Here is a 24232-nt window from a genome sequence, read left to right on the forward strand (position 1 = left end):
ACGCCGATTCGTCACGGTGCGGTGCCTGATTCGCGGTCTCTTCACGAGCTTCGAGATCGACCGTGACGATCGGTGCGATGGTTGCGTCCTATCACCAACGAAGCGATCAACCGCTCGCTCGAGACGAACCAGGAAGGGCAACACCATGTCGAACACCACCAACTCCCCGAAGCCCACCGTCACGAAGGGTGTCGTCGGCGAGAACAACGCCGCCACGCAGACGAACACCCACGGCAAGACGGTCATCGACAACGGCGTGGTCGCGAAGATCGCCGGCATCGCAGCCCGCGAGGTCCGCGGCGTGCACGCCCTCGGTGGTGGCGCAGCCCGTGCCTTCGGTGCCATCCGCGACGCCATCGGCTCCTCCGACCTGTCGCAGGGCATCCGCGTCGAGGTCGGCGAGACCCAGGTCGCCGTCGACGTCGTGATCGTCGCCGACTACCCGGTCGACCTGCAGGCCGTCGCGAGCGAGGTCCGCGCCTCCATCATCCGCGCGATCGAGCAGTTCGTCGGCATGGAGGTCACCGAGGTCAACGTGACCGTCAGCGACGTCTTCATCCCGTCCGACGACGAGGACCAGAACGCCGAGGCGCGAGTCCAGTGACCGCCACCAACACCGGCATCCTGATCGGTGCCGTCCTCGCACTCAGCTGGGTGGCCTTCGGGTTCTGGGCGTTCGTGTTCGTCGCGGTCGCGATGGGGATCGGCGCCCTCGTGGCCCGCATCGTCACCGGCCAGACCGACCTGAACGCGATCGTCGACGCCGTCCGCGGGAAGCGCGTCTCGTCATGACCACCGCCGTCCTCGACCGGGGTGTCCCCTCGGTCGCCGAAGCTCCCGTCGTGCACCCGCACGGCGGGCCGGGCCGGACGCGGATCACCGCGAAGGCCCTCGAGCACGTCGCCGTGAACATCGCGGCCGAATCGCTCGGGGTCCCGGCGGGACGCGTGAAGGTCGAGCTGGCCGACGACCGGGGCGCACTCGCGCTCATCGTCACCTCGCCGATGCGTGCGATCCCGCTGGCGCGCGTCTCGGCCACCCCCGACGCGCTCCAGCGCTCCGGGGGCTCCATCGTCGAGCGCGTCTCGGCCGCCACCGGTGCCATCGCCGCTCGCGTCGAGCAATTGTCCGGTTCGAGCGTCTCGCGCGTCTCCATCCGCGTGAGCGGACTCGAGATCGACCAGGAAGGACGCGTGTCATGACCCCCACAGCCACGACCCCGGTCACCGGCCCGACGCGGGTGCTCCGGCGCCTGGCTCGCCGCGAACTGCACTCGCCGCGCTCGACCGCCGCGATCCTCCTCGCGGTCCTGCTCGTGCTCGTCGCGCTCTGGATCGCCGTGGAGACGGTGCTCGCCCTCATCGGCGTCCGCCCGCTCCTCGTCGCCCCGGGTGAGATCCCGGGAGCCGCGGCCAGCCTGCCGACGACGCAGCCCGTCATCCTCGCCGTCGCGGGCGCACTCGTGCTCCTGCTCGGGGTGGTCCTCATCGGGATCGCGCTCGGACCGGGGCGTCGTCACCGCCATCTGTTGTCGACCGGGCGCGTACTCGCGGTCGTCGATGACGAGGTCATCGCGTCGGCCCTCGCACAGCGCGCTTCGACGACGGCTGCCACGCATCCTGACGGCACCTCCGTGGCCGTCGGCCGGCGGAGCGCCGCGATCCGGATCACCCCCGCCAGCGGCATGCCCGTCGACCGGTCCGAGGTCGACCGCGCCGTCGCCGCCGACCTCGACGCGTTCGGCCTGCAGCCGTCGCTCCGGGCGACCACCTCCATCTCGTCGAACGGGAAGGTCGGACAGTGAACTCCACCAACCGCGGACTGAACCGTCTGCTCATCCTCCTCATCGGACTCGTGTTCGTCGTGATCGGGGCGGCGGCGCTCGCCGTCGTCACCGTGCCCGTCGTCGCCGACTGGTGGCGCGACAACCGTGCCGCCGTGCTCGACACGATCGACGGCTGGTTCGCCTGGAACCCGTTCGCCGTTGTGCCCGGCGCGGACGCCGGACAGACGGCCCCGGTCCTCGTCCCGATCGCCGGGATCGTACTGCTGGTGCTCGTCGCCGCCCTGCTCATCTCGTTCGTCCTACGCCAGGGTCGTGGCCGTTCCGGCGTCGTGCATCGCGCGACCGTCGAGCACGGCGACATCGTGCTCGAGACGGACGTCGCGGCCAACGCGCTCGGCGATGCGCTCGACGACACCGAAGCGTTCTCATCCGTCCGCGTCTCCGCCTGGGACGTGAACCGGGCGCAGGCGCTCAAGGTCGCCGTCACCTGCCGGCGCGGCGTCTCGCCCCGCACGGCGGTGGAGACCGTCAGCACGGCGCTGGAGTCGCTCGACCGCCTGCTCGGCGTCGAGCTCCCCGTCCTCGTCGAGGTCGGTGGCGGCTTCCGCGCCGCCAAGCCGAAGCGCGTCCTCCAGTGACCGTCACTGATCCGGACGTGCCGGCGCAATTGCAAGCCCCCGTCCGAATCGGCTGATCCGCAGCCGCGCGTCGCAGAATGCCAGTGTCGCGGGAAGAACCATCGGGACACATCAACGCCCCACGGCGATCCGTGGGAGAGGGAGCAACACCATGGGTAAGAAGATCCTCCTCATCATCGTCGGCCTCATCGCCTTCGGTGCCTACACGCTCGGCGCGAAGGCTGGACGCACCCGGTACCGCGAGATCAAGCACGCCGCAGAAGAGTTCTGGAACGACCCTCGCGTCGAGAAGGCGCGCAAGAAGGCCGTGAAGAACGCGAAGAAGGCCACGGCGAAGGCGCAGAAGGAAGTCCAGAAGAAGCTGCACTGAGCCCCTTCGCCCGCCCGTCCTCGGGTGGAACGCGGCCCGCTCGCCCAGGTCTGGGGGAGCGGGCCGCGTTCGTGCTCACAACACCTTCGAGAGGAACGCCCGCGTCCTGGCGTGCTGCGGGTTGGCGAGCACCTCGCGAGGTGCTCCCGTCTCCACGACGACGCCGCCGTCCATGAACACGAGTGAGTCGGCCACCTCCCGGGCGAACCCCATCTCGTGCGTGACGACGATCATCGTCATGCCGTCCTTCGCGAGTCCCTTCATGACGTCGAGGACCTCGCCGACCAGCTCCGGGTCGAGTGCCGAGGTCGGCTCGTCGAACAGCATGAGCTTCGGGTCCATCGCGAGGGCCCGCGCGATCGCGACCCGCTGCTGCTGACCGCCCGACAGGTGACCGGGGTACGCAGCCGCCTTGTCGCTCAGACCGACCCGGTCCAGGAGTTCCCGGCCGCGCTGCTCGGCGACCGCGCGCCGTTGGCCCTTCACCTGCATGGGTGCCTCGATGATGTTCTCGAGCGCCGTCATGTGGGGGAACAGGTTGAACCGCTGGAACACCATGCCGATGTCGCGCCGCTGCTTCGCCGCCTCCTTGGGCTTCAACTCGTAGAGCTTGTCGCCCCGCTCGCGGTATCCGATGAGGTCACCCTCGACGAGCAACCGTCCGCCGTCGACCCGCTCCAGGTGGTTGATGCAGCGCAGGAAGGTCGACTTGCCGGAGCCCGACGGCCCGACCAGGCACATCACCTCGCCGCGTCGTACCGTGAGCGAGATGTCCTTGAGGACCGTATTCGAGCCGAAGGACTTCACCACGCCCTCCGCGCGGACCATGTCGGTCGTGTCCGTGATCGTCATCGTCGTTCTCCGCTCTCGCCGTCGGCAGGACTCTGCTTGGCGCGCGCCTCGGCCTCCTGGACCTGGATGGCCTCGGTCGTGACCGGTGCCCCCGCGTCGATCCGGGTGAGCCCGCGCGCGAACCGCTTCTCCAGGAAGTACTGACCCACCATCAGGATCGAGGTGAACAGCAGGTACCAGAGCGACGCGACGATGAGCAACGGGATCGGGTTGAACGTCTCGGACGAGATGTCCCGCGACCTCGTGTAGAGCTCCTGCGTGAACGGGACGGCCGTCACGAGCGAGGTGGTCTTGAGCATCGAGATCACCTCGTTGCCCGTCGGCGGGATGATGATCCGCATCGACTGCGGCAGGATGACCCGCCGCATCGTCTGCGCCCAACTCATCCCGAGCGCCGTCGACGCCTCCTCCTGCCCGCGGTCCACCGACAGCAGACCGGCGCGCACGATCTCCGACATGTAGGCGGCCTCGTTGAGCGCCAGCCCGATGACGGCGATCCAGAACGTGTTCAGCGCGGCGTCCGTCGGCAGCTGCGCGATCGGCGGGAGGAACGGCAGGCCGATGTTGAGCGTCGGATAGATCGTCGCGAGCAGGCCCCAGAAGACCAGCTGCACGTAGACCGGCGTCCCGCGGAACAGCCAGACGAAGCCCCATGCGATGGCCTTGAGCACCGGGTTCGGCGACAGTCGCATGATCGCGAGCACGACGCCGAGGACGATGGCGCCGATCATCGAGTACACCGTCAGCTGCAGCGTGATGAGCGCTGCCATGGTGATCCGCCGGTCGAAGACGTACTTGCCGACGGCCGGCCAGTCGTACGCCGGTCGCGTCGCCGCGTCGACCACGAAAGCGACGAGCAACAGCACGATGATGACGGCGAACACGTTCCGCCAGGGATGGCGGAGCTTGACGACCTTCAACGGCACCGGGGGCGCGGACGCCGTTCCGGTGGTTCTGGAGTCGCTCACGGTCAGCTCGTCGCGCCGTTGATGTCGATCTTGTCGATGGCGCCGGACTCGACGCCCCACTTGCTCAGGATCGAGCCGTAGGTGCCGTCGTCCATGAGGGACTGCAGGGCGGCCTGGAGGGCCTTGCCGAGGTCGCCACGGTCCTTGGCGATCGGCATGCCGTAGAGGAACGTGGAGTAGACGTCACCGGAGAGTTCGAGCTTCCCGTCGCTCTGCTGGACGGCGTACTGCACGACCGGGGAGTCGGCGGTCATCGCGTCGGCGCGGCCGAGCGTGACCGCTGCCGTCGCCTCGTCCTGCGTGTCGTAGCCGAGGGCCTCGATCGCGGGCTTGCCGGCGTCCGTGCAGGCCTGTGACTTGGCGGGGACGTCGTCGAGGGCCTCCGTCGTGCCGTTCTGGACGGCGACCTTCAGCCCACAGGCGTTGTCGGGGTCGACGGACTTGCCCGCGAGGGTCGCCCACTGGATCCCGGCCGTGAAGTAGTCGACCATGTCGACCTGCTGCTGACGCTCCTTGGTGTCGAAGAAGGACGACAGCCCGACGTCGTACTTGCCACCGGTGATGCTCGGGATGATGTTGTCGAACTTCGCAACCTGGTAGTCGGTGGTGAGGCCGAGCTTGCCGGCCATCGCGTCGGCGAGCTCGATCTCCCAACCGATCGGGTCGCCGTTCGCGTCCTTGAACTCGTTGGGCGCGTAGGTCGCGTCGGTGCCGAGGATGAGCTTGCCGGCTTGACGGATGTCGTCGGGGAGCAGTGCCTCGGCGGCCTTGTCGACGGTCACCGCGGCAGCTGAGCCGGTGGCGTCGGGTGTGGCGACCTCGTTGTTGACGCAGCCGGTGAGCAGCAGCGCGGCGGCGGCCGTGAGTGCGGCCGGGAGCAGGTATCGGTTCTTCATGTCAGGTTCCTTGCTCGGTTGATGTGGTGGTGGAGGTGAAGACGCGGCGTCCGGCGATCCAGGTCCCGACGGTCCTGGTGTGCGCGATCTCGGTGGTGGGGCCGGCGAACGGGTCGCGATCGACGAGGACGAGGTCTGCGACGGCGCCGACCTCGATCACTCCGGTGTCGTCGCGGTGGTCGATCCGGTTGGACCCGTGCGTGTACGCGGCGATCGCCGCCCCGAGCGTCAGCGACTGTCCCGGGTTGAGCGGTTCGGGGTGGTGGTCGGGATCGTCGGCCGGGAGCGTCCGGTTGACCGCCACATGCAGGGCCTGCCACGGGTCGGGGGTCGTGACGGGCCAGTCCGATCCGGCGCAGAGCAGGGTGCCGAGTCGTGCCGCATCGCCGAACGGATACTGCCAGGAGGCGCGATCCTCGCCGAGCAGGGGCAGGTTCAGCTCGACCATCTGGGGCTCCCACGTGGCCCAGAGCGCCTGCATGTTCATCGTGACGCCGAGTCGGGCGAACCGCGGCAGGTCGTCGGGGTGGACGATCTGCACGTGCGCGATGTGGTGCCGGTTGTCGGTCTCGCCGTTGCGCTCCCGCGCGGCCTCGAGGGCGTCGAGGCACTCGCGGACCGCCCGGTCGCCGATCGCGTGGAAGTGGACCTGGAATCCGGCGGCGTCGAGCCTCGTGACCGCTTCGACGAGGATCGCGGGCTCCAGGAAGGAGATGCCGCGCTCGGGCGCGGTGTCACCGCAGTGGCAGGTGCGGAGGTAGGGGTCGATCATCGCGGCGGTCCGGTTCTCGGGGATGCCGTCCTGCATGATCTTGACGGTGCCCGCCGTGAAGCGCCCGGTCGTCGTCCCGAGGGCTGCGGCGCGGCGTGCGATCGCGTCGCGGCGTGCGATGAGTTCGTCGATCTGCTCGAGTCCACGATCCCGGTCCCACCAGAGCGCCCCCACGACGTCGCTGGTGAGTGACCCGTCCGCCATCGCCTGCAGGTAGGCGTCGCTCGTGTCGGTGTGACTGCCGTAGTCGCCGACGATCGCATCCTGCCAGCCGGTGACGCCGAAGCCGTGGAGGGTCTGCTGAGCTGCGATGAGGGCGGCCGCGACGTCCTCATCGGTGTCGACGGGGACGAACCGGGACACGAGCGAGCGGGCACCCTCGTGGAGCATGCCGTTCGGGGTGCCGTCCGCGTCCCGCTCGATCCGGCCGTCAGCGGGGTCCGGTGTGGTGTGGTCGATGCCGGCGAGACGGAGTGCCGCGGTGTTCACCCAGGCGCCGTGGTGGTCGCGGTTCTGGAGGAAGACGGGGCGGTCCGGCACCACCCGGTCGAGGTCAGCGGCGAGCGGGGTGCCGCCGGGGAAGGCGGCCTGTTGCCAGCCGCCGCCGACGACCCACGGGCGCTCGGGGTGGGCCTCGGCGTAGGCGGCGATCGTGGCGAGGTACCCCTCGGGTGTGCGCTCGGCCGACAGGTCGCACGCGAGCTGTTCGAGTCCGGCCTCGACGGGGTGGACGTGCGCGTCGACGAAGCCGGGGAGCAGGAGACCGCCTCGGAGGTCCACGATCTCGGTGTCGGGACCGATCGCCGCGCGCGCGTCGGCGTCGAGGGCGACGATCCGGCCGTCGGAGACGGCGACGGCACCGGTCTGCGGCGTGAGCAGGGCGTTCCGGAAGACGGTGCCTCCGGTGAAGACCGTGTCCGCGTTGCTCGTCATATCACCTGCTCGAAGCGTCGGTGGTGCCGTCTGGCCGGCGCGTCATCCTCGGCGCGCTAGCGGTATCGAGAGCATAACCCGGATCGAGGTGACGGATTCGTGCGTCGGATCGCGTTTCTGCAACGGATTCCTCCAGCCGTGGCGTCAGTGCACGCGAACGGGCCCGGAGCATGTGCTCCGGGCCCGGCTGATTGCAGGAGGTGTGACGCGGCTCAGGCGACGAGCGTGCGCAGTCCTTCGATCAGGGGCGTGGTCGGACGCCCGATCAGCCGACCGAGGTCGCCGCTCGTGTCGGCGAGGAGCCCGTCACGGGTGTTGCCGTCGAGGGCGACGACGAATCCCGCGGTGCCCTCATCGAGACCGGCGGCCAGCAGGGCCGTCAGGTGGTCCTCGGGGGAGAGGTCCTGGTACGCGACCTCGCGGCCGACGACCTCGCCGATCGCCTGCGCCAGCTCGTTGTGCGACCACGCGACGTCGCCGGCGAGCTCGTAAGCCTTGCCCTCGTGGCCGTCGGTGGTGAGGACGACGGCGGCCGCCTCCGCGTAGTCGGTACGCGACGCGCTCGACACGAGACCGTCGCCGACGCTCCCGACGAACGATCCGGTCGCCTTGGCCTGGTCGACGGACTGGCCGTAGTTCTCGGTGTACCAGCCATTGCGGAGGATGGTGAAGGGGAGGCCGGACGCGTGGATGAGCTCCTCGGTCGCCTTGTGCTCGGGGGCGAGGATCAGCGGGGAGGTGTCGGCCCGGAGCGCGCTCGTGTAGACGAGGCGGGCGACGCCGACGCGCTTGGCGGCGTCGATGACCGCGGCGTGCTGGGCGACGCGCTGGCCGACCTCGCTGCTGGAGACGAGCAGGACCGTGTCGCCGGCCTCGAGGGCGGCGTCGAGGGTGGCCGGGTCGGCGAAGTCGACCTTCGCGGTGCGGACGCCCTGCGCAGCGAGATCGGCGAGCGCCTCGGTCCGGCGGCCGGTGGCGACGATGGTGGCGGGGTCGGTGCCGCGGGCGAGCAGGTGCTCGACGACGAGGTGGCCGAGCTGGCCGGTGGCTCCGGTGACGACGAGAGACATGTGAGGGTCCTTTCGATGGGGTTCGCTGAGGAGGAACCCGCTTCCGATCACATTACTTCCCGATCTGCAGTACCCACTTTGAGGTAAGCTACTGTCCAATAAGTAAGGAATGAGTCATGACGAGCGTAGACACGCAGCTGGGAAGACGCCCCGGATTCACCGACGGCATCCTGCCTGCCGCCTGCCCCTCGCGCACGGTGCTCGACCACGTGACCAGCAAGTGGGGCGTCCTCGTCCTCCTGGCGCTGTCCGACGGCACCCATCGCTGGGGTGAGCTGCGACGGGTGGTCCAGGGCATCAGCGAGAAGATGCTGGCCCAGACGCTCCGCACGCTCGAGGAGGACGGCCTCGTCGTCCGCGTCGCGCACCCCGAGATCCCGCCTCGCGTCGAGTACAGCCTGAGTGACCGCGGTCGCGACCTCAACGAGCACCTGATGCCCTTGATGGCGTGGATCGACCACAACGCGTCGGAGATCCTCGGACGCTAGGCGGTCCGGCCGAGTGCCGCAAGGACGTCCACGAGCGTCGATGGGTCGCCGACGTTCCCCGGGACGACCACGTAGAGCTTCTCCTCGTCCTCGGGTGTCACCACGCTCCACACCGAGACCCCGGGCAGTACCTGCCCGAGGACGCGTGCGCGCCTGGCGCCGAGTCCGACCCGGGCGACCTCGGCGGAGGTGATGCCGCCCTTCGACACGACGACCTCCACCGATCGTCGGAGCGCGGCGGTCGCCGACGTCAGCGCGATCATCACCCGCTCGCCGTGGTCGAGCGTGTTGTGCGAGGCGTCTCGTTCCCGCTCGGACGAGATCGCGGCGAACCCCGTCGCGGTGAGTCGCGCTCGAGCGGCGTCCGCCACGGCCCGTCCGGTGGCGGCGGCATCCTGGAGGGCGTCGCTCGTGGGGACGATCTCGGCGGGGCCGAACGCCGCCTCGACGGGCGCAAGCTGTCGCGTCGCACCGATGGTGTGGGAGCCGCAGACGAGGAGCGCGGCGACCGGCTTCGCGACGAGCGGCGAGGGGAGGAGGCCGTCGCTCTCGACGCCCGCGATGGCCGCAGCGAGGGGGGACGCGGACCGGACGACCACGTCGGCTCCGTCGGCCCAGGCCGCCGTGATGGCCTGCGCGATGATCCGGACGTCGTCTCCCGTCTCCGCGTCCGGAAGGAGCACCGTTCCGGGAGCGGCGTCACGGAGAGCTGCACGGAACTCGGCGGCGCCGTCGCGAAGACCCGCCAGACCGAAGTGGGCGGTCTCCCGCCCGGACTGCTCGCGCACGTAGTCCGGCAGGTGTCCCGAGCGGAACGGGAACACGGGGTCCTGGGCGTACTCCGTCTCGTGGGCCGGCAGTGTCTCGTCACCGATCCGGACGTAGTGGGTGCCGTCGATCGTCGTGCGCCCGCCCTCCGGGAAGGCCGGGACGAACACGATGACGCTGCGGTCCCCGGTGAAGACGGCGGTCTCGGGGAACACATGCCCGCGCAGGGTCGAGTCGCCTCGGAGGACGATGTGGATGCGTTCTCCGAGACGACGGCCGGCCTCCGCCGCCTGCTCGTGGGTACGTTCCAGGAGCGCGACGGCCTCGTCCTCCCGGACGGCGCGGGTGTTGGTGAGCAGGTAGACCGCGTCGGCTCCGCCGAGGGCCTGCTCGATGAGGTCGGCGTCCCACTCCAGCAGGACGTCGACGCCGGAGGCCGACTGCGTGCCGGTGGGGTCGTCGTCGAGGATGAGGGTCTTCATGCGTGGGGCTCCTGGTAGGTCTCGATCACGCGGGAGTCGTCGCGTGCGCCGAGGCCGGACGCCGCAGCGGCGAGGAAGCGTTCGCGCGCCGCGTCGAGGACGGGGGTCGCGGCTCCGGCGGCGCTCGCCGCATCGGCGACGAGGCCGGTGTCCTTGACGAAGATTTCGACGCGGCTCATCACCGGGGCATCGGTGTCCTGCAGCATGCGAGGTCCGCGATCCGACAGCATCCAGGACGCGGCCGCACCGGACTCGACGAGGGGGAGGACGGCCGCCGGGTCGAGCCCGAGCGAGGATGCGAGGGCGAGGGCCTCGGCGGCAGCGGCGATGTGCACGGCGCAGAGGTGCTGGTTGACGACCTTGATCGCCTGGCCGTCGCCGATGGCTTCGCCGACGATCCTGGCTGTGCCGAGGGCGGCGAGCGGCTCCGCTGCGGCCGCGGTGGCGGCGGGGGATCCGGATACGAACATGGTGAGCTCGCCGGTGCTGGCGCGTGCCACGCCGCCGGTGACCGGTGCGTCGACGACCGCTGCGCCCGCGGCTTCGAGACGGGCGGCCTGCTCGACGACCGAGGCGGGGCCGACGGTGCTCATGATGATCCAGGTCTGGCCGGCGGGATCGGTGTCGGCGAGGGCGAGGGTGACGAGTTCGGCGAGCTGGTCGGGCGTCGCGACCATGACCACGACGGTGTCGGCCTGCGGCGCCTCGGTGATCGACTCGACCGCGCTGATGCCGGCGTCGGCCGCGCGTTCCCGTGCGGCGGGGAAGGGGTCGACGCCCGTTACCCGGTGGCCGGCCGCGGCGAGCTGGGTGGCCATCGGCAGGCCGATCGCGCCGATGCCGACGAAGGTGATGGTGTGTGCGGGCTGTGGCGTCGATGCCATGGCGTCCTCCGGTGGATTGGTTGGACCAATCGTAGCTGCCGGTGTCGACGCGGGCAAGCGCCCGGTGGTGGACGCCCGGCTGCCCGTCGACACGGGGTACGCGGCTCCTTCCGGCCATTGAGCTTGTCGAAATGCCCCCCGAGGATCCTTTGACACGTCGACGGGCCCCGTGCGCGCAGCTCAGCGATCGAGGGTGATTCGGGGGCCCCGGCCCGGTGACCGAGGTGGCGCGGCTCGACTGCCCTTCGACAGGCTCAGGGACCGAAAGCGTGTGAGCACAGTCCAGCCCGGTCGCTGAGCTTGTCGAAGTGCCCACGAGGACCCCGTCGACAGGCTCGGGTACCGAATCGGTTCTGGGTACACCTCTCCCGGTCACTGAGCCTGTCGAAGTGCCCACGAAGAACCCATCGACAGGCGCAGGTGCCGGCGGGGGTCAGAACGGCGCGGGATCGGGTTTCGTCCGATACTGCTTCCCGTCGGGTGTCGTCCACTCGAGGACCCCGCCGGGCCCGTGGTCGAGGTTCCAGCCGGGCAGGTGCTTCATCCGGTGGTGATGTCGGCAGAGACAGGCGAGGTTACCGACATCCGTCGTCCCGCCGTCTTCCCAGGCGACCGAATGATCGAGGTCGCAGGCCCTGGCGCGCCGCCCGCACCCAGGTGCCCGACAGGTGCCGTCCCGCAACCGCACCGCGCGTTGCAGATCGGCCGGAACCCGGTACTGGTTCCGCCCAACGGAGAGCACCGCACCCGTTTCCGGTTGGACGAGGATCCTGGTGAAGCTTGGTGCGTTCACCGCGATACGTGCAGCGGTTTCCGGATCGATCGGACCGTACCCGTCGAGCGTGGCCGGGGCGTCGCTGGCACCTGCCATGCTGAGCGCCGGGACGGTGATCTGCACGGTGGGCTTGATGTGCTCCTGGACCTCGATCGGGTGCGGCAGGACCGGGCTCGTCATCACATCTTCCGGGGTCACCCCGGTGAGCGCGAGCGCCGCGAGGGCATCTGCCTGCAGCTGAGCGCAGGTGCGAGTGTCGCCGGCGTTGCGTGACTCCGCCGCGGCCGCCTCGACGCGCTCCGCGATGCCCTGCGCGATCGGTGCCGTCGTGAAGAGGTGCACCCACGCCATGCCGTCGGCGGCGGGCTCGAACTCGACGCGGCGGTCGGCCTCCGGCCGCCGAGCGCGTGCGGTGATGGACTCGGGGTGGAGTCGCTCGCGGAGCGTGCGGGCGCGCTTGCGGAGGTTCGCGTTGGTGGACTCTTCCGCGACCGGCAGGACCTCAGCGAGGAACACCGGCCGCCCCGCGGTCGGCACGTCAGTGAGTTGGTCGATGATCGTCTGTGCGTGCCGCGCCGAGATACGGCCGGCCTCGAGCGAGGCGAGCACGGCGGGCGCGTCGTTCACGAGGCGCTCGGCGTCGTTCGTCGCCCGCTGCACGGTCCGCTCGGGCGTTCGGGTCGCCATCGCGAGGGCTGCGCAGGTGGAGCGGCGCGAGAGCGCCTGCCGTTCCGCGGGCGGGAAGATCGCCGGGACCGTGACGTCTGCGAAGGCGTCCGCGTAGGCGGCAGACCGAGCAAGCAGCCGAGCCTCCTCGGCGTCCAGGCTGGCGCGACGCCGCTGGATGTCCGCGTAATGGTCCGAGAACTCCGCGAGGCGCGCGGCGCACTCGTCGCCAGCTCGAACTGCGGAGGCGGTGGTCTCGGTCATGGAACAAGTCCATCATGGACCACTGACATTCCAGATGCTGAGTCGGCCCGGTTGTGGAAATGTCCTCGAGTGCCCTTCGACAGGCTCAGGGAGCGGAGGAGGCATGCCGGATTCGCGGGGTTCTCCCGTGTGCCCTTCGACAAGCTCAGGGACCGGAGGAGGCATGCCGGACTCGCGGGGTTCTCCCGTGGGCCCTTCGACAGGCTCAGGGAGCGGAGGAGGCATGTCGGGTTCGCGGGGTTCTCCCGTGTGCCCTTCGACAAGCTCAGGGAGCGGAGGAGGTATGTCGGGTTCGCGGGGTTCTCCCGTGGGCCCTTCGACAAGCTCAGGGACCGGAGGGGGTTGCTCTGGGTCCGGAAGGAATCCGCGTGCACCTCTTCCGGTCACTGAGCGTGTCGAGGTGCCGACGAGTGCCCTTCGACAGGCTCAGGGACCGAAGGGGCGTTGCCGGGTTCGGCGGGTGTTCCGCGGGCCCTTCGACAGGCGCAGGGACCGGTTGAGGTTGCCCGGACGGCGTCGGGGTCGCGAAGCGTCAGCTCGCGCCGTCGTCGGCTTCGAGCTGCAACCAGTCCTCGAAGTGCTGGCGCATCGCGCGTCGGGCGCCCTCGGCGTCTCGAGCGGCCAGGGCGTCGACGACGGCGTAGTGCACGCTGTCGGTCCGACGGACGCCTCGTTCGTCCGGCTGCTCCACCTCGATCGCGCGGAGTCGACGCTGCCGGATCGTCTCGCGGAGCACGTGACTGAAGCCCTCGTGCATGAGTCGGAAGATCGGGTCGTCGACGATGGCGTTCAGTCGGCTGTGGAAGTCGACGTCGGCCTCGAGCGCCGCATCGTGATCCCCGGCGAGCGTCGCGGCGATCATGCGGTCGACGTCGTCGCGCAGCACTGCGACCGCTTCGTCGGTGACGAGCCCGGCCGCCGCCTCGGCGACGGTCTCCTCCAGCATCATGCGCGAGCGGGCGAACTGATCGTCGGACAGGTAGCCCAGCTGACGGGAGATGGTGAACCAACTGCGGACGAAGTCGTCGCCCGGAGCGTCGATGGAGGTGCCCCGACCCTGGGTGCGGTGGAGGAAGCCGAGCCGTTCGAGGACTGCGAGCTGTTCGCGAAGGGCGCCGCGGCTCATCTGCAGTGCCTCGCCGAGCTCGCGTTCCGGAGGCAGGCGCCGCGCGGTGGTGCCGGGCTCCGGCGTGGCCAGTTCGACGAGCCTCGCCACGAGCGCTTCGAGCGGCTCCGCCATGCTGCCCCCTCGATTGGTCCGACCAGTGTCGATGGTAGCCGGTGGTGCGGGCCGCCCTTCGACAAGCTCAGGGACCGGATTGGGGCTCGGGGACCGGACTGGGGCTCAGGGACTGGATTGGGGCTCAGGGACTGGATTGGGGCTCAGGGACCGGGGTGGGGCTCAGGGACCGGGGCGGGGCTCAGGGACCTGGGCGGCACTGCAGATTCCCTCCACCGACGCAACACGCCCGCCCCGACGGATCGGGACGGGCGTGGAAACGACGTGTGTTGGCTAGACCGCCTGGAGGGCCTGCACGGCGCTCGTGAAGAAGGCGAGACCGTCGACACCGGAGCGCATGGCGAGCGGGGTGTCGGGACCGAAGCCCGGCTCGATCGCGTGCTCGGGGTGCGGCATGAGCCCGACGACGTTGCCGGCCGGGTTCGTGAGGCCGGCGATGTCGTCGAGCGAACCGTTCGGGTTCACGCCCGCGTAGCGGAAGGCGACCAGGCCCTCGCCCTCGACACGTGCCAGGGTCTCGGCGTCGGCGATGTAGCCGCCGTCGGCGTTCTTGAGCGGGATGGTGATCTCCTGCCCCTTCGAGAACTGGTGGGTCCAGGCGGTGTCGGCGTTCTCGACCGTGAGCAGCTGGTCGCGACGGATGAACTGCTGGTGGGCGTTCCGGATGAGGCCACCGGGCAGCAGGTGCGCCTCGACGAGCATCTGGAAGCCGTTGCAGATCCCGAGGATCGGCATGCCTTTGCCGGCGGCGTCCTTCAGCTCGGTCATGATCGGCGAGACTGCGGCGATCGCGCCGGCGCGGAGGTAGTCGCCGTAGCTGAAGCCACCCGGCAGGATGACGGCGTCGACACCCTGGAGGTCGTGGTCGCCGTGCCAGAGCGCGACGGGCTCCGCACCCGCCATGCGGACCGCGCGCTGGGCGTCGCGGTCGTCGAGCGAACCGGGGAAGGTGATGACACCGATACGGGTCGTCATGCCTCGGAGCCCTTGGGGTAGTGGATGGCCACGACGTCCTCGATCACGGCGTTCGAGAGGATGTCGTCGGCGATCTGCTGCACCGTGGCGCGCGTGGCGTCGGTGATGGGGCCGTCGACCGTGAGCTCGAAGCGCTTGCCGATGCGGACATCGGTGAACTCGCTCTTGCCGAGACGCGCGAGGGCGCCGGCGACGGCCTTGCCCTGGGGGTCCAGCAGTTCGGCTTTCGGCATGACTTCTACGACGATGGTCGGCACGGAGGTCTCTTTCGTTGCGACGCGGCGGGGATGCGAACAGTCTAGCGCCGAGCGCACGACGCCCGTCCGACGAGGTGCGTCGGACGGGCGTCGTGGTCAGCGGGTCATTCCGGGAGGGCGGCGTCCGCTTCGTTCGCGTCGCCGGCGATGCCGCGGGCGAGCGTCTTGTTGCGGAAGAAGTCCGGTCGGAGCTTCGCCTGGATGAGCATGATGACGATGCCCGCCACGATGATGATCATGCCGAGGATGAACACGAGCCCGACACCGCCGATGTTCGACCCGCTGCCGTAGTCGGGGTCGGCGCTCTCGATGATCGTGGTGAAGAAGAGCACGCCCAGGATGAGACCGCCGACGAGCGGGGAGAAGAACTGGAAGAAGAAGTTCCGTGCGCTCGAGAACCACTGCTTCCGGAAGTACCAGACGCACGCGAACGCCGTCAGGCCGTAGTAGAAGCAGATCATCATGCCGAGGGTCGTGATCGTGTCCCAGAGCACGTCCTCGGAGATGAAGCGCATGACCGCGTAGAACACCGACGCGACGACACTCGAGACGATCGTCGCGTAGCCGGGCGTGAAGAACTTCGGGTGCACCTTCGAGAACTTCGGCGACAGCGCGCCGTAGTGCCCCATCGCGAGCAGGGTCCGCGCGGGGGAGACGAACGTCGACTGCAGCGAGGCGGCCGAGGACGACAGCACCGCGATCGACACGAGGATCGCGAGCGGACCGAGGATGGGCCCCGCGAGCGAGAAGAACACGTTGCCCTGGATGTCCTCGTTGCCGAGCCCGAACTCGCCGGCGCCGACGCCCGCGTAGTTGATGAGCGCGACCGACAGGAACAGGTAGAGGACGACGATGATGACGACCGTGGCCGTGGCGGCCTTGCCTGGCGTCGAGCTCGACCCCTTCGTCTCCTCGCTCATCGTCAGCGTGACGTCCCAACCCCAGAAGATGAAGATGGAGAGCGAGAGGCCGGCGGCGAAGGCGCTGAACGACCCGACGGCGAACGGGTTGAACCAGTCGAGCGAGATCGGGAGGGCGTCGAACGCGTCACCGCCCGCGACGTGCGCGAAGGCGACGATGCCGAACAGCACCATCACGAGCAACTGGAAGCCCACGAGCACGTACTGCAGCTTCTGCGTCGTCTGCATGTCGCGATAGGAGATGAGCGTCGCCCCGAGCATGAACGCCAGACAGGTGATGACGTTGATGAACGGGTTCGACGTGAGGCCGGCGATGTCGGGGTTCTGGAAGATCTGCGACAGCATCAGGTAGAAGAAGTCGACCGCGATGCCCGCGAGGTTCGAGAGCACGACGATGGTCGCGGCGATGAGGCCCCAACCGGCCATCCAACCGACCCACGGGCCGAACGCGCGCGTCGCCCAGGTGAACGAGGTGCCGGAGTCCGGCATGCGGCTGTTGAGCTCCCGGTAGCCGAAGGCGACGAGCAGCATCGGGATGAAGCCGACGAGGAAGATGGCCGGCACGTGGGTGCCGACCTCCGCGACGGTCGGACCGAGGGCACCGGTCAGCGTGTACGCCGGGGCGATGCACGAGATGCCGATGACGATCGCGCCGACGAGGCCGACGGTGCCGGCGCCGAGGCCCTTCTTGGAGAGGGCGCCCGTCGCGGTGGTCTCGGGGTGGGCGACGTCGCGCGGGGGAGTGGTTTCGGGAGGAGTCATGTCGGGTCTCCGAGGGTCAGCACGGAGTCGCGGGGCACGACCACCATGGGTACGGGGAGCTCCCGCAGCATCTTCGCTGCCGTGGAGCCGAGGAAGAGGTGCTTGGGGGTGGCGAGTCGGCTGGAACCGACGAGCACGATCTCCGCGGGCTTCCACTCGAGGTGCGAGACGGCGTCCTCGATGCGGGTGCCCGAGGCGATCTCGGTGGTCACGTCGATGTCCTTCGGCAGGTGCTCGGTCGCGTAGGCGAGGACTTCCGCCGCGTGAGACTCGGCCCGGGCGGTCGCTTCGGGGTGCTCGGCGCCCTCCGGCTGGTCGAGTGCGACGAGCGAGACCAGGCGGAGCGGGATGACCGCGTTCTTGGCGACGACGATGGCCGCGTCGAGCAGCTGGTGCGCGCCGGCCCGGGTGCCGATCGCGCAGGTGATCCGGCTGACCGTGCCGCCGGTGGGCTGCGCTTCGAGGAGGTCGCGGCTACCGACCGGAGCGAGGGCGACCGGGACGACCGCCGAGTGCAGGAGCGTGTTCGCGACGCTGCCGAGCGTGAACCGGCCGAGGAGTCCGCCGCGCGCCGCACCGATGATGATGAGCCCGCCCTCGAGGATGCGGGAGGCCTCCAAGAGGCCCTCCGCGAACGACTCGTCGTACACGAGGTGCGTCTTGGCCGTGATGTCGGCTGGGACCGCGTCGAGCGCCTCGGCGAGCCAGCGTTCGGCCGTCTCACGGAGGAACCGTTCGTAGCCGGGATCGGCCGGGGTGATCGTCGGGCGTTCCTCGTTCGCGAGCACGAGGACGATGTCGAGCCGGGCGCCGGTGGTCCGAGCGATCCGGATGCCGAGCGCGAGCGCGTCGCGTCCCGCCGGAGTATCGGTGTAGCCAACGATGTATCTCATCTGGTGTTCGCTTTCGATCGGGTGCGCCCTTCGACAAGCTCAGGGACCGGGACCAGGATGCACGGCGGTGTGCGGGTGTTTCGTTGGTGCAGGGTATCGACGGGGGTGCCCGCTCGACAAGGGCGGGGAGCGGGCTGTGGTCGGGGAGCGGAGCGCCCTTCGACAGGCTCAGGGACCGAGGAGGTCGGAGACGCTTACGCCTGGTGGCGGGCGATGATCGCCTCGGCGGTGTCGGCGCCCTTGCGGATCGCGCCGTCCACGTGCTGGTAGCCCTCGGCGGCGAGGTCGCTCGTCGACCAGAAGATCGGACCGACCGGCGTCGACTGCATGGCGCCGTAGCGCGAGAGGCCACCGAGGTCGAAGCTCGCTGCGTACGCGCCTCGCGTCCACTCCTCGCTGCCCCAGTCGCTCTCGTAGTAGACGACCGGCGAGAGGGCCTGCTCGCCGTAGTAGTGGGACAGCGAGGTGAGGATCCGCTCGCGGCGCTCCTCGGCGCTCAGCTTGAAGACCTCGTCGGCGCGCTCGTCCGAGACGAACCCGACGAGCGTGCCGCGCGGGTCCTCGTGGTTGGTGTTGTCGTAGGCCTCGTGGACGAGCTCGTACGGGCTGAACGCGGTGGCCGACAGGCCGTCCTCACGCCAGAACGGCGTCTCGTACACGGCGTGGACCTTGATGACGAGCCCGAGCGACATGTGCTGGTGCATCTGGTGGCTGAGGCGCGGCAGCGGCGGCTGGAAGTCGATGCGGGAGTAGAGGTTCGGCGGGACGGCGACGATCGCGTACCGCGCGTTGACCGTCACGCTGTCCGCCTCGGCCGAGACGCCGGCGTCGGACCACTCGAGGCGACGCACGGGCGAGGACAGGTGGACGTCGTCGCCGAGGGCCTCGGCGAGCTTGATCGGGACCTGCTGCAGGCCGCCGACGACGCGCTTGTCGAGGATGAAGTCGGCCTCGACGAGGTGGGTGAAGCTGCCGGCGGACGCCGCCATGAGGAGCGCCTGCAGGAGCGAGAAGGAGTGGGAGGGCTTCGTGAGCATCGCGGCGGCGATGAAGAGGGCGATGTTGTCGCGCGCCTCGACGTCGTCCGTCTGCTCGGCGAGCCAGGCGCTCCACGAGATGCGGTCGTACTCCTTCGCCCGGGCGTGCGCCCACGGCTCGGTGACGCCGACCTGCTCCACGAGCTCGTCGAGCAGGGTGATGAGTCGCTCCATCTCGGCCGCGGTCGACTCGGCGACGGGGAAGATGTCGCCAGTGAAGCGGGTGCGCACGCCCTCGGCGTTGACGTAGACGCTGTCGCCCTCGCGGTAGCGGGAGTAGGTGTCGAGCCCGAGCTCCTCGAGCGTGGCGAGCAGCGCGGTCTGGTCGGGGGAGACCCACTGGCCGCCCAGCTCGAGCATGGCTCCGTCGATGTGGTTCGTCCAGAGGCGACCACCGACGCGGTCGCGCGCCTCGAGGACGGCGACGGACAGGCCCGCCGCGCGGAGCTTGGTGGCGGCCGTGAGCCCGGAGGCCCCGGCGCCGATGATGACGACGTCGCGTTCGATAGCGCTCATGAGGTGTCTTCCTGTTCGTGGCCCTTCGACAAGCTCAGGGACCGGGGTGGTGCTCGGGCGACCGGGGTGGTGCTCGGGGGCCGGGTGGTGCTGGTGTCGGCTGGTGCTCGGGACCGGCGCCGATAGTCGAGTATGGCGGATCCGGCGGTCGGATGGAACCGAGGATGGCGAGGTCGCCGGTCGGATCGACGATCTGCGACGGTTTCCGTTGTGCCGACCGAGGCGGTCAGCCGATGGGCGTCATGGTGTACTTCGTGTACAGGTACTCGTGGATGCCCTCGAGCCCGCCTTCGCGTCCGATACCCGACTGCTTGATGCCACCGAACGGTGCAGCGGCGTTCGAGATGACGCCGACGTTGAGGCCCATCATGCCGGTCTGCAGGCGGCCGATCATGCGCTGTCCGCGGGCGAGGTCGGTGGTGAACACGTAGGAGACGAGCCCGTACTCGGTGTCGTTCGCGAGCCGCACGGCCTCGTCCTCGTCGTCGAACGGCACGATCGCGAGGACCGGGCCGAAGATCTCCTCGCGGAGGATGTCGGACCCCGGCACGACCCCGGTGACGACCGTCGGCTGGAAGAAGGTGCCCGGTCCGTCGACGGCCTCGCCGCCGGTGAGGACCTCGGCGCCGCGCTCGACGGCGTCGCCCACGAGGGTCTTCGCCTTCGTGACCGCGCGGTCGTCGATGAGCGGGCCGATCGTCACGCCGTCCTCGGTGCCACGACCGATGCGGAACGCGTTGACCTTGTCCGTGACGCGCTTCGCGAACTCGTCCGCGACGTCGCGGTGGACGATGAAGCGGTTCGCTGCGGTGCACGCCTGTCCGATGTTGCGGAACTTGGCGGCCATCGCGCCCTCCACGGCCTTGTCGAGGTCGGCGTCCTCGAACACGACGAACGGGGCGTTGCCGCCGAGCTCCATCGAGGTGCGGAGGACGTTCTTCGCGGACTGCTCGATGAGCTTCTGGCCGACGGCCGTCGAGCCCGTGAAGCTCAGTTTGCGGAGCCGCGGGTCGGCGATGATCGGGCCGGACACTGCGGAGGAGCTGGAGGTGGTGATGACGTTCACGACGCCGGCGGGGAGACCGGCGTCCTCGAGCAGCTTCACGAAGTACAGGGTCGTGAGCGGCGTGAGCTCGGCGGGCTTGACGACGACCGTGCAGCCGGCGGCGAGTGCCGGGGCGATCTTCCGGGTCGCCATCGCGAGGGGGAAGTTCCACGGCGTGATGAGGAAGCACGGACCGACGGGGTGCTGCGAGACGGTCATCATGCCGGTGCCCTCGGGGTTCGACCCGTAGCGTCCGGAGATGCGGACGGCCTCCTCGGAGAACCAGCGGAGGAACTCGCCACCGTAGGTCACCTCGCCGTTCGCCTCGGCGAGCGGCTTGCCCATCTCGAGCGTCATGAGGAGGGCGAACTCCTCGCGGCGCTCCTGGAGGAGGTCGAAGGCCTTCCGGAGGATGTTCGAGCGGGTGCGGGGAGCGGTCGCCGCCCACTCGTCCTGAGCGGCGACGGCTGCGTCGAGGGCCGCGGTGCCGTCGGCGACCGAGGCGTCCGCGATCGTCTTGATGACGTCGCCGGTGGACGGGTCGCTCACGTCGAGCGTGGCGCCCTCCGTCGCGTCGCGCCAGACGCCTCCGATGAACAGGCCGTTCGGGACCTTGGCGAGCAGATCGGTTTCACGTGCGTCGGTCATGGGTGGAGCTCCTTGGTGGTGTCGGTGCCGTCGGTCACAGTGTTTCAGCGTGCATGCCCCTCGACAAGCTCGGGGACGACCACATCGGTCCCTGAGCTTGTCGAAGGGCGGGGGCCGCCTCGGTCCCTGCCCTTCGACAGGCGGTTCCTGAGCTTGTCGAAGGGCGGAACCGGCGGGCGTGGCGTCAGTTCGCGGCCAGCGCCTCGAGGACGACGTCGAGTCCTTCGTCGAGCAGCTCGAGGGGGATGGTCAGCGGCGGGAGGAAGCGGACCACGTTGCCGTAGGTGCCGCAGGTGAGGACGATGACCCCGGCTTGGTGGGCGGCCTTCGCGACGCGTGCTGTGAGGGCGGCGTCGGGCTCGCCGGTGGCTGGGTCGACGAACTCGACCGCCATCATGGCGCCGCGCCCGCGGATGTCGCCGATGCGGAGGTCGGAGGCCTGTGCCGCGGTGAAGCGGTCGACGATACGGGTTTCGATCGCCCGGGCCGAGGCTGCGAGGTCCTCCTCCTCGTACGCTTCGATGGCCGCCAGGGCGGCGACACAGGCGAGCGGGTTGCCGCCGTAGGTGCCGCCGAGGCCGCCGGCGTGCGGGGCGTCCATGATCTCCGCGCGTCCGGTCACGGCGGAGAGTGGCAGGCCGCCTGCGATGCCCTTGGCGGTGATGATGAGGTCGGGCACGATGTCGAAGTGCTCGGACGCGAACATCGCACCTGTGCGGGCGAAACCGGTCTGGACCTCGTCGGCGATGAAGACGACGTCGTTCGCGCGGGCCCAGTCGAGCAGGGCCGGCAGGAAGCCATCCGCCGGGACGATGAAGCCGCCCTCGCCCTGGATGGGTTCGATGATGATCGCCGCGAGGTTGTCTGCGCCGATCTGCTTCTCGATCTGGGTGATCGCGCGCTGTGCCGCCTCGGGGCCGGTGAGCCCGCCGTCGCGGAAGGGGTAGGACAGCGGTGCGCGGTACACCTCGGACGCGAAGGGGCCGAAGCCGCTCTTGTAGGGCATGGACTTGGCGGTGAGGGCCATCGTCAGGTTCGTGCGGCCGTGGTACGCGTGGTCGAAGGCGACGACCGCCTGCTTCTTCGTGTGGCTGCGGGCGATCTTCACCGCGTTCTCGACCGCTTCGGCGCCCGAGTTGAACAGTGCCGTGCGCTTGGCGTGGTCGCCGGGGGTGAGGCGGTTGAGCGCCTCGGCGACCTCGACGTAGGAGTCGTAGGGGGTGATGGTGAAGCAGGTGTGGGTGAACTCCTGCAGCTGTCGGGTGACGGCCTCGACGACGCGCGGGTTGCTGTTGCCCACGCCGGTCACGGCGATGCCGGACCCGAGGTCGATCAGGGAGTTGCCGTCGACGTCGACGAGGACGCCACCGCCCGCGCCGGCCGCGAACACCGGCATCGTGGTGCCGACGCCGGACGCGACCGCGGCGTGCTTCCGCGTCATGAGTTCCTCGGAGATCGGTCCGGGGATGGCGGTGACGAGGCGACGTTCCTGGGGGAGCGAGGGTCCGCCGAGGATGGAGGGCGCGGGGGCTGCGGTGCTGCTCGTCATCGGTACTCCTTCGGCTGCCGCGTCCGGCGGGGGCGCCGAGGTCGTCCGCGAGCAGTGCACCCAGGCTAGGCAGCGGTCCGCGTCGAGGCAGTCGACAGTCTGTCCATGCAACTGACATCGGTTGGACGATCCGGCATCCGTGCGTAGACTCTCGCCATGGCACCGACGCTGCAGGACCTCCTCGACCACCGTGCGCTCGGTCTCAAGCTCGTGGTGGCCGGGACCGAGGGCGCGCTCGACCGGCAGGTCGCCTGGGTGTCCGGGTCCGACCTGCCGGACCCCACGCCGTTCCTCCTCGCCGACCAGGTGCTGCTCACGACGGGCACGCAGTTCGGGACCGCGGTGTCGACGACGCAGGTCGAGGCGTACGTCGCCCGCCTCGCCGACGCCGGTGTCGCCGGACTGGGGTTCGGTACTGAGGTGATCACGGCCGGGACGCCGCCGGAACTCGCCGAGGCCTGCGCGGCGAACGGGATGCCACTCATCGAGGTCCCGTACCGAACCCCCTTCATCGCCGTCATCCGGTACGCGGCCGACCTCCTCACCGAGGCGGCGCGGGCGAGGGACGCCTGGGCCCTGGGCGCCCAGCGCGCCATCGCGTTCGCCGCGCTCCGCCCCGACGCGACGGCCGCCGTCGTCACCGAACTCGCTCGGTCGCTCGGTGCCTGGGTCGTGCTCTTCGACGCGCATGCGACCCCGGTGGCGATCGCGGGCGACGGGCCCACCGCCGGTCCCGAGACCGAGCGCCTCCTGGAGCGGGTGGCCGGCGAGGCCACCATGCTCCTCAGCCGCGGACAGCGGTCGGGGGCGACGCTCGCGAGCCGCACCCGCACGGTCTCGCTCCAGACCCTCGGTCGGCGTCGGGACCTCCGAGGTGTCCTCGCCATCGCCGGGACCGACGGCCCCCTGGACGCCGCGGCCCAGAGCGTCGTGACCTCCGTCGTCGCCATCGCCGGGCTCACCCTCGAGCAGGGCGGCGCGCTCGGACGGGCTGGGCGCTCGCTGCGCACCGGCGTCTGGCAGCTGCTCCGCGCCGGACAGACCACCGCGGCGCGTGAGGTCGCCGAACAGCTCGGTACGCCGTTGCCGACCGGAGCGGTTCGTGTCGGCGTCTGCTCCGGGCCGACCGAAGGGCGCGAGGCGCTCCTCACCGAGCTGGAACGGGCCGAGACGCTCAGTCCGGGTTCGCTCTTCGTCGCCGAGCAGGACGGACGGCCCGTCCTCCTCCTCGCCGCGGCCGACGGGGACACCGAGACGGACGTCGATCGGGCGGTCGAGGCGGCGATCGCGGCAGCCCCCGGACGGCGGCTCGGCCTCTCGCGATCCCTCGCGCTCGCTGATCTGACGACGGGGATCGACCAGGCGGTCTCCGCACACGAGCACGCCGTCTCCGCCGGCGAGGCCGTCGTGCGGTTCGGGGCGCTCGCCGCAGCGGGGATGGCAGGGTTGCTCGACCCCGTCCGCGCCGCCGCCGTGGCCGAGGAACTGCTCGAGCCCGTGCTCCGCGTCGACCGCGATGAGGGCTCCGACCTCGTGCCGAGCCTCCGCGGCTGGCTCGAGGCGAACGGTCAGTGGGAGCCCGCCGCGCGGCGACTCGGGATCCATCGACACACGCTCCGCAACCGCATCACCCGGGTCGAACAGGTGCTCGGGCGACCCCTCGACACCTTCGCCGCTCGGGCCGAACTCTGGCTCGCACTGGTCAGCCTGCCGGACGGCGACGCGTTGCGGTCCCACGCGGCCGTTCTGTAGCCTCGACCGCACGGCGCGCGTGTGCT

The 24232-nt window shown here is 70.1% G+C and carries 25 protein-coding genes; 9 read left to right on the plus strand and 16 right to left on the minus strand.

Annotation, left to right across the window (positions count from 1 at the left end):
- Nucleotides 1–145 precede the first annotated feature (145 nt).
- From ACQG07_RS11885 to ACQG07_RS11910, 6 genes are all read left to right on the plus strand, one after another.
- A complete protein-coding gene (locus ACQG07_RS11885; RefSeq protein WP_079001390.1) occupies nucleotides 146–604 on the plus strand; it encodes an Asp23/Gls24 family envelope stress response protein in 459 nt (152 codons plus the stop codon).
- Nucleotides 601–792 (plus strand): DUF2273 domain-containing protein, encoded by a 192-nt coding sequence (locus ACQG07_RS11890; RefSeq protein ID WP_056008790.1) that lies wholly within the window; start codon nucleotides 601–603, stop codon nucleotides 790–792. Before ACQG07_RS11885 ends, ACQG07_RS11890 begins: the two co-directional genes overlap by 4 nt.
- Nucleotides 789–1202: a hypothetical protein gene (locus tag ACQG07_RS11895; RefSeq protein WP_124768637.1), complete on the plus strand. Its 414-nt coding sequence runs from the start codon at nucleotides 789–791 to the stop codon at nucleotides 1200–1202. Before ACQG07_RS11890 ends, ACQG07_RS11895 begins: the two co-directional genes overlap by 4 nt.
- Complete coding sequence (locus ACQG07_RS11900) at nucleotides 1199–1804, plus strand: DUF6286 domain-containing protein (protein WP_137242342.1); 606 nt, start codon at nucleotides 1199–1201, stop codon at nucleotides 1802–1804. Before ACQG07_RS11895 ends, ACQG07_RS11900 begins: the two co-directional genes overlap by 4 nt.
- Nucleotides 1801–2424: a hypothetical protein gene (locus ACQG07_RS11905; RefSeq protein WP_426738396.1), complete on the plus strand. Its 624-nt coding sequence runs from the start codon at nucleotides 1801–1803 to the stop codon at nucleotides 2422–2424. The genes ACQG07_RS11900 and ACQG07_RS11905 overlap by 4 nt, the downstream gene beginning before the upstream one ends.
- Nucleotides 2425–2575: 151 nt before the next feature.
- Complete coding sequence (locus ACQG07_RS11910; RefSeq protein ID WP_064294172.1) at nucleotides 2576–2794, plus strand: hypothetical protein; 219 nt, start codon at nucleotides 2576–2578, stop codon at nucleotides 2792–2794.
- 75 nt (nucleotides 2795–2869) lie between these two features.
- On the opposite strand, the gene ACQG07_RS11915 is transcribed toward ACQG07_RS11910, so the two are convergent.
- From ACQG07_RS11915 to ACQG07_RS11935, 5 genes are all read right to left on the minus strand, one after another.
- Complete coding sequence (locus ACQG07_RS11915; RefSeq protein ID WP_274598595.1) at nucleotides 2870–3646, minus strand: amino acid ABC transporter ATP-binding protein; 777 nt, start codon at nucleotides 3644–3646, stop codon at nucleotides 2870–2872.
- Nucleotides 3643–4614: an amino acid ABC transporter permease gene (locus tag ACQG07_RS11920; protein WP_079705041.1), complete on the minus strand. Its 972-nt coding sequence runs from the start codon at nucleotides 4612–4614 to the stop codon at nucleotides 3643–3645. Before ACQG07_RS11920 ends, ACQG07_RS11915 begins: the two co-directional genes overlap by 4 nt.
- Before the next feature lie 2 nt (nucleotides 4615–4616).
- Nucleotides 4617–5510, minus strand: a complete 894-nt coding sequence (locus ACQG07_RS11925; protein ID WP_192018789.1) for an ABC transporter substrate-binding protein — start codon at nucleotides 5508–5510, stop codon at nucleotides 4617–4619.
- 1 nt (nucleotide 5511) lies between these two features.
- Complete coding sequence (locus ACQG07_RS11930; RefSeq protein ID WP_426738397.1) at nucleotides 5512–7215, minus strand: amidohydrolase; 1704 nt, start codon at nucleotides 7213–7215, stop codon at nucleotides 5512–5514.
- 212 nt (nucleotides 7216–7427) lie between these two features.
- Nucleotides 7428–8285 carry an SDR family oxidoreductase gene (locus ACQG07_RS11935; RefSeq protein WP_426738398.1) on the minus strand — a complete coding sequence of 286 codons (858 nt, stop codon included), beginning with the start codon at nucleotides 8283–8285 and terminating at the stop codon, nucleotides 7428–7430.
- A gap of 116 nt (nucleotides 8286–8401) precedes the next feature.
- On the opposite strand from ACQG07_RS11935, the gene ACQG07_RS11940 reads away from it, so the two are divergent.
- The gene (locus tag ACQG07_RS11940; protein ID WP_064294176.1) at nucleotides 8402–8773 is read left to right on the plus strand and encodes a winged helix-turn-helix transcriptional regulator; all 372 of its coding nucleotides are present in this window, start codon (nucleotides 8402–8404) and stop codon (nucleotides 8771–8773) included.
- On the opposite strand, the gene ACQG07_RS11945 is transcribed toward ACQG07_RS11940, so the two are convergent.
- The 3 genes from ACQG07_RS11945 to ACQG07_RS11955 form a co-directional block, all read right to left on the minus strand.
- On the minus strand, nucleotides 8770–10023 hold the full coding sequence (locus tag ACQG07_RS11945) for a four-carbon acid sugar kinase family protein (protein WP_426738399.1): 1254 nt from the start codon (nucleotides 10021–10023) through the stop codon (nucleotides 8770–8772). The genes ACQG07_RS11940 and ACQG07_RS11945 overlap by 4 nt on opposite strands.
- Nucleotides 10020–10907, minus strand: coding sequence for an NAD(P)-dependent oxidoreductase (locus tag ACQG07_RS11950; protein ID WP_426738400.1), 888 nt, complete (start codon nucleotides 10905–10907; stop codon nucleotides 10020–10022). The genes ACQG07_RS11945 and ACQG07_RS11950 overlap by 4 nt, the downstream gene beginning before the upstream one ends.
- A 433-nt stretch (nucleotides 10908–11340) precedes the next feature.
- A complete protein-coding gene (locus ACQG07_RS11955; protein ID WP_426738401.1) occupies nucleotides 11341–12612 on the minus strand; it encodes a DUF222 domain-containing protein in 1272 nt (423 codons plus the stop codon).
- Nucleotides 12613–12681: 69 nt separating this feature from the next.
- Between ACQG07_RS11955 and ACQG07_RS11960 the strand changes: the two genes are divergently transcribed.
- Nucleotides 12682–13002 carry a hypothetical protein gene (locus ACQG07_RS11960; RefSeq protein ID WP_426738402.1) on the plus strand — a complete coding sequence of 107 codons (321 nt, stop codon included), beginning with the start codon at nucleotides 12682–12684 and terminating at the stop codon, nucleotides 13000–13002.
- A gap of 142 nt (nucleotides 13003–13144) precedes the next feature.
- On the opposite strand, the gene ACQG07_RS11965 is transcribed toward ACQG07_RS11960, so the two are convergent.
- From ACQG07_RS11965 to gabT, 8 genes are all read right to left on the minus strand, one after another.
- Complete coding sequence (locus tag ACQG07_RS11965) at nucleotides 13145–13852, minus strand: FadR/GntR family transcriptional regulator (RefSeq protein ID WP_137242335.1); 708 nt, start codon at nucleotides 13850–13852, stop codon at nucleotides 13145–13147.
- 273 nt (nucleotides 13853–14125) lie between these two features.
- Nucleotides 14126–14827 carry a phosphoribosylformylglycinamidine synthase subunit PurQ gene (gene purQ / locus ACQG07_RS11970; protein ID WP_064294181.1) on the minus strand — a complete coding sequence of 234 codons (702 nt, stop codon included), beginning with the start codon at nucleotides 14825–14827 and terminating at the stop codon, nucleotides 14126–14128.
- Complete coding sequence (purS, locus tag ACQG07_RS11975; RefSeq protein ID WP_426738403.1) at nucleotides 14824–15084, minus strand: phosphoribosylformylglycinamidine synthase subunit PurS; 261 nt, start codon at nucleotides 15082–15084, stop codon at nucleotides 14824–14826. The genes purQ and purS overlap by 4 nt, the downstream gene beginning before the upstream one ends.
- A 104-nt stretch (nucleotides 15085–15188) precedes the next feature.
- Nucleotides 15189–16766 carry an APC family permease gene (locus ACQG07_RS11980; protein ID WP_426738404.1) on the minus strand — a complete coding sequence of 526 codons (1578 nt, stop codon included), beginning with the start codon at nucleotides 16764–16766 and terminating at the stop codon, nucleotides 15189–15191.
- Complete coding sequence (locus ACQG07_RS11985) at nucleotides 16763–17659, minus strand: universal stress protein (RefSeq protein WP_192018782.1); 897 nt, start codon at nucleotides 17657–17659, stop codon at nucleotides 16763–16765. Before ACQG07_RS11985 ends, ACQG07_RS11980 begins: the two co-directional genes overlap by 4 nt.
- Before the next feature lie 194 nt (nucleotides 17660–17853).
- Nucleotides 17854–19212 (minus strand): flavin monoamine oxidase family protein, encoded by a 1359-nt coding sequence (locus ACQG07_RS11990; protein ID WP_138946360.1) that lies wholly within the window; start codon nucleotides 19210–19212, stop codon nucleotides 17854–17856.
- A gap of 226 nt (nucleotides 19213–19438) precedes the next feature.
- On the minus strand, nucleotides 19439–20905 hold the full coding sequence (locus tag ACQG07_RS11995; protein WP_079705051.1) for an NAD-dependent succinate-semialdehyde dehydrogenase: 1467 nt from the start codon (nucleotides 20903–20905) through the stop codon (nucleotides 19439–19441).
- A 184-nt stretch (nucleotides 20906–21089) separates the two neighbouring features.
- On the minus strand, nucleotides 21090–22454 hold the full coding sequence (gabT, locus tag ACQG07_RS12000; protein WP_426738405.1) for a 4-aminobutyrate--2-oxoglutarate transaminase: 1365 nt from the start codon (nucleotides 22452–22454) through the stop codon (nucleotides 21090–21092).
- 156 nt (nucleotides 22455–22610) lie between these two features.
- On the opposite strand from gabT, the gene ACQG07_RS12005 reads away from it, so the two are divergent.
- The gene (locus ACQG07_RS12005) at nucleotides 22611–24206 is read left to right on the plus strand and encodes a PucR family transcriptional regulator ligand-binding domain-containing protein (RefSeq protein ID WP_426738406.1); all 1596 of its coding nucleotides are present in this window, start codon (nucleotides 22611–22613) and stop codon (nucleotides 24204–24206) included.
- The last annotated feature ends 26 nt before the right edge of the window (nucleotides 24207–24232 follow it).

This window comes from Plantibacter sp. 2H11-2, assembly GCF_050031945.1.
In the GTDB taxonomy this organism is placed as follows: domain Bacteria; phylum Actinomycetota; class Actinomycetes; order Actinomycetales; family Microbacteriaceae; genus Plantibacter; species Plantibacter auratus.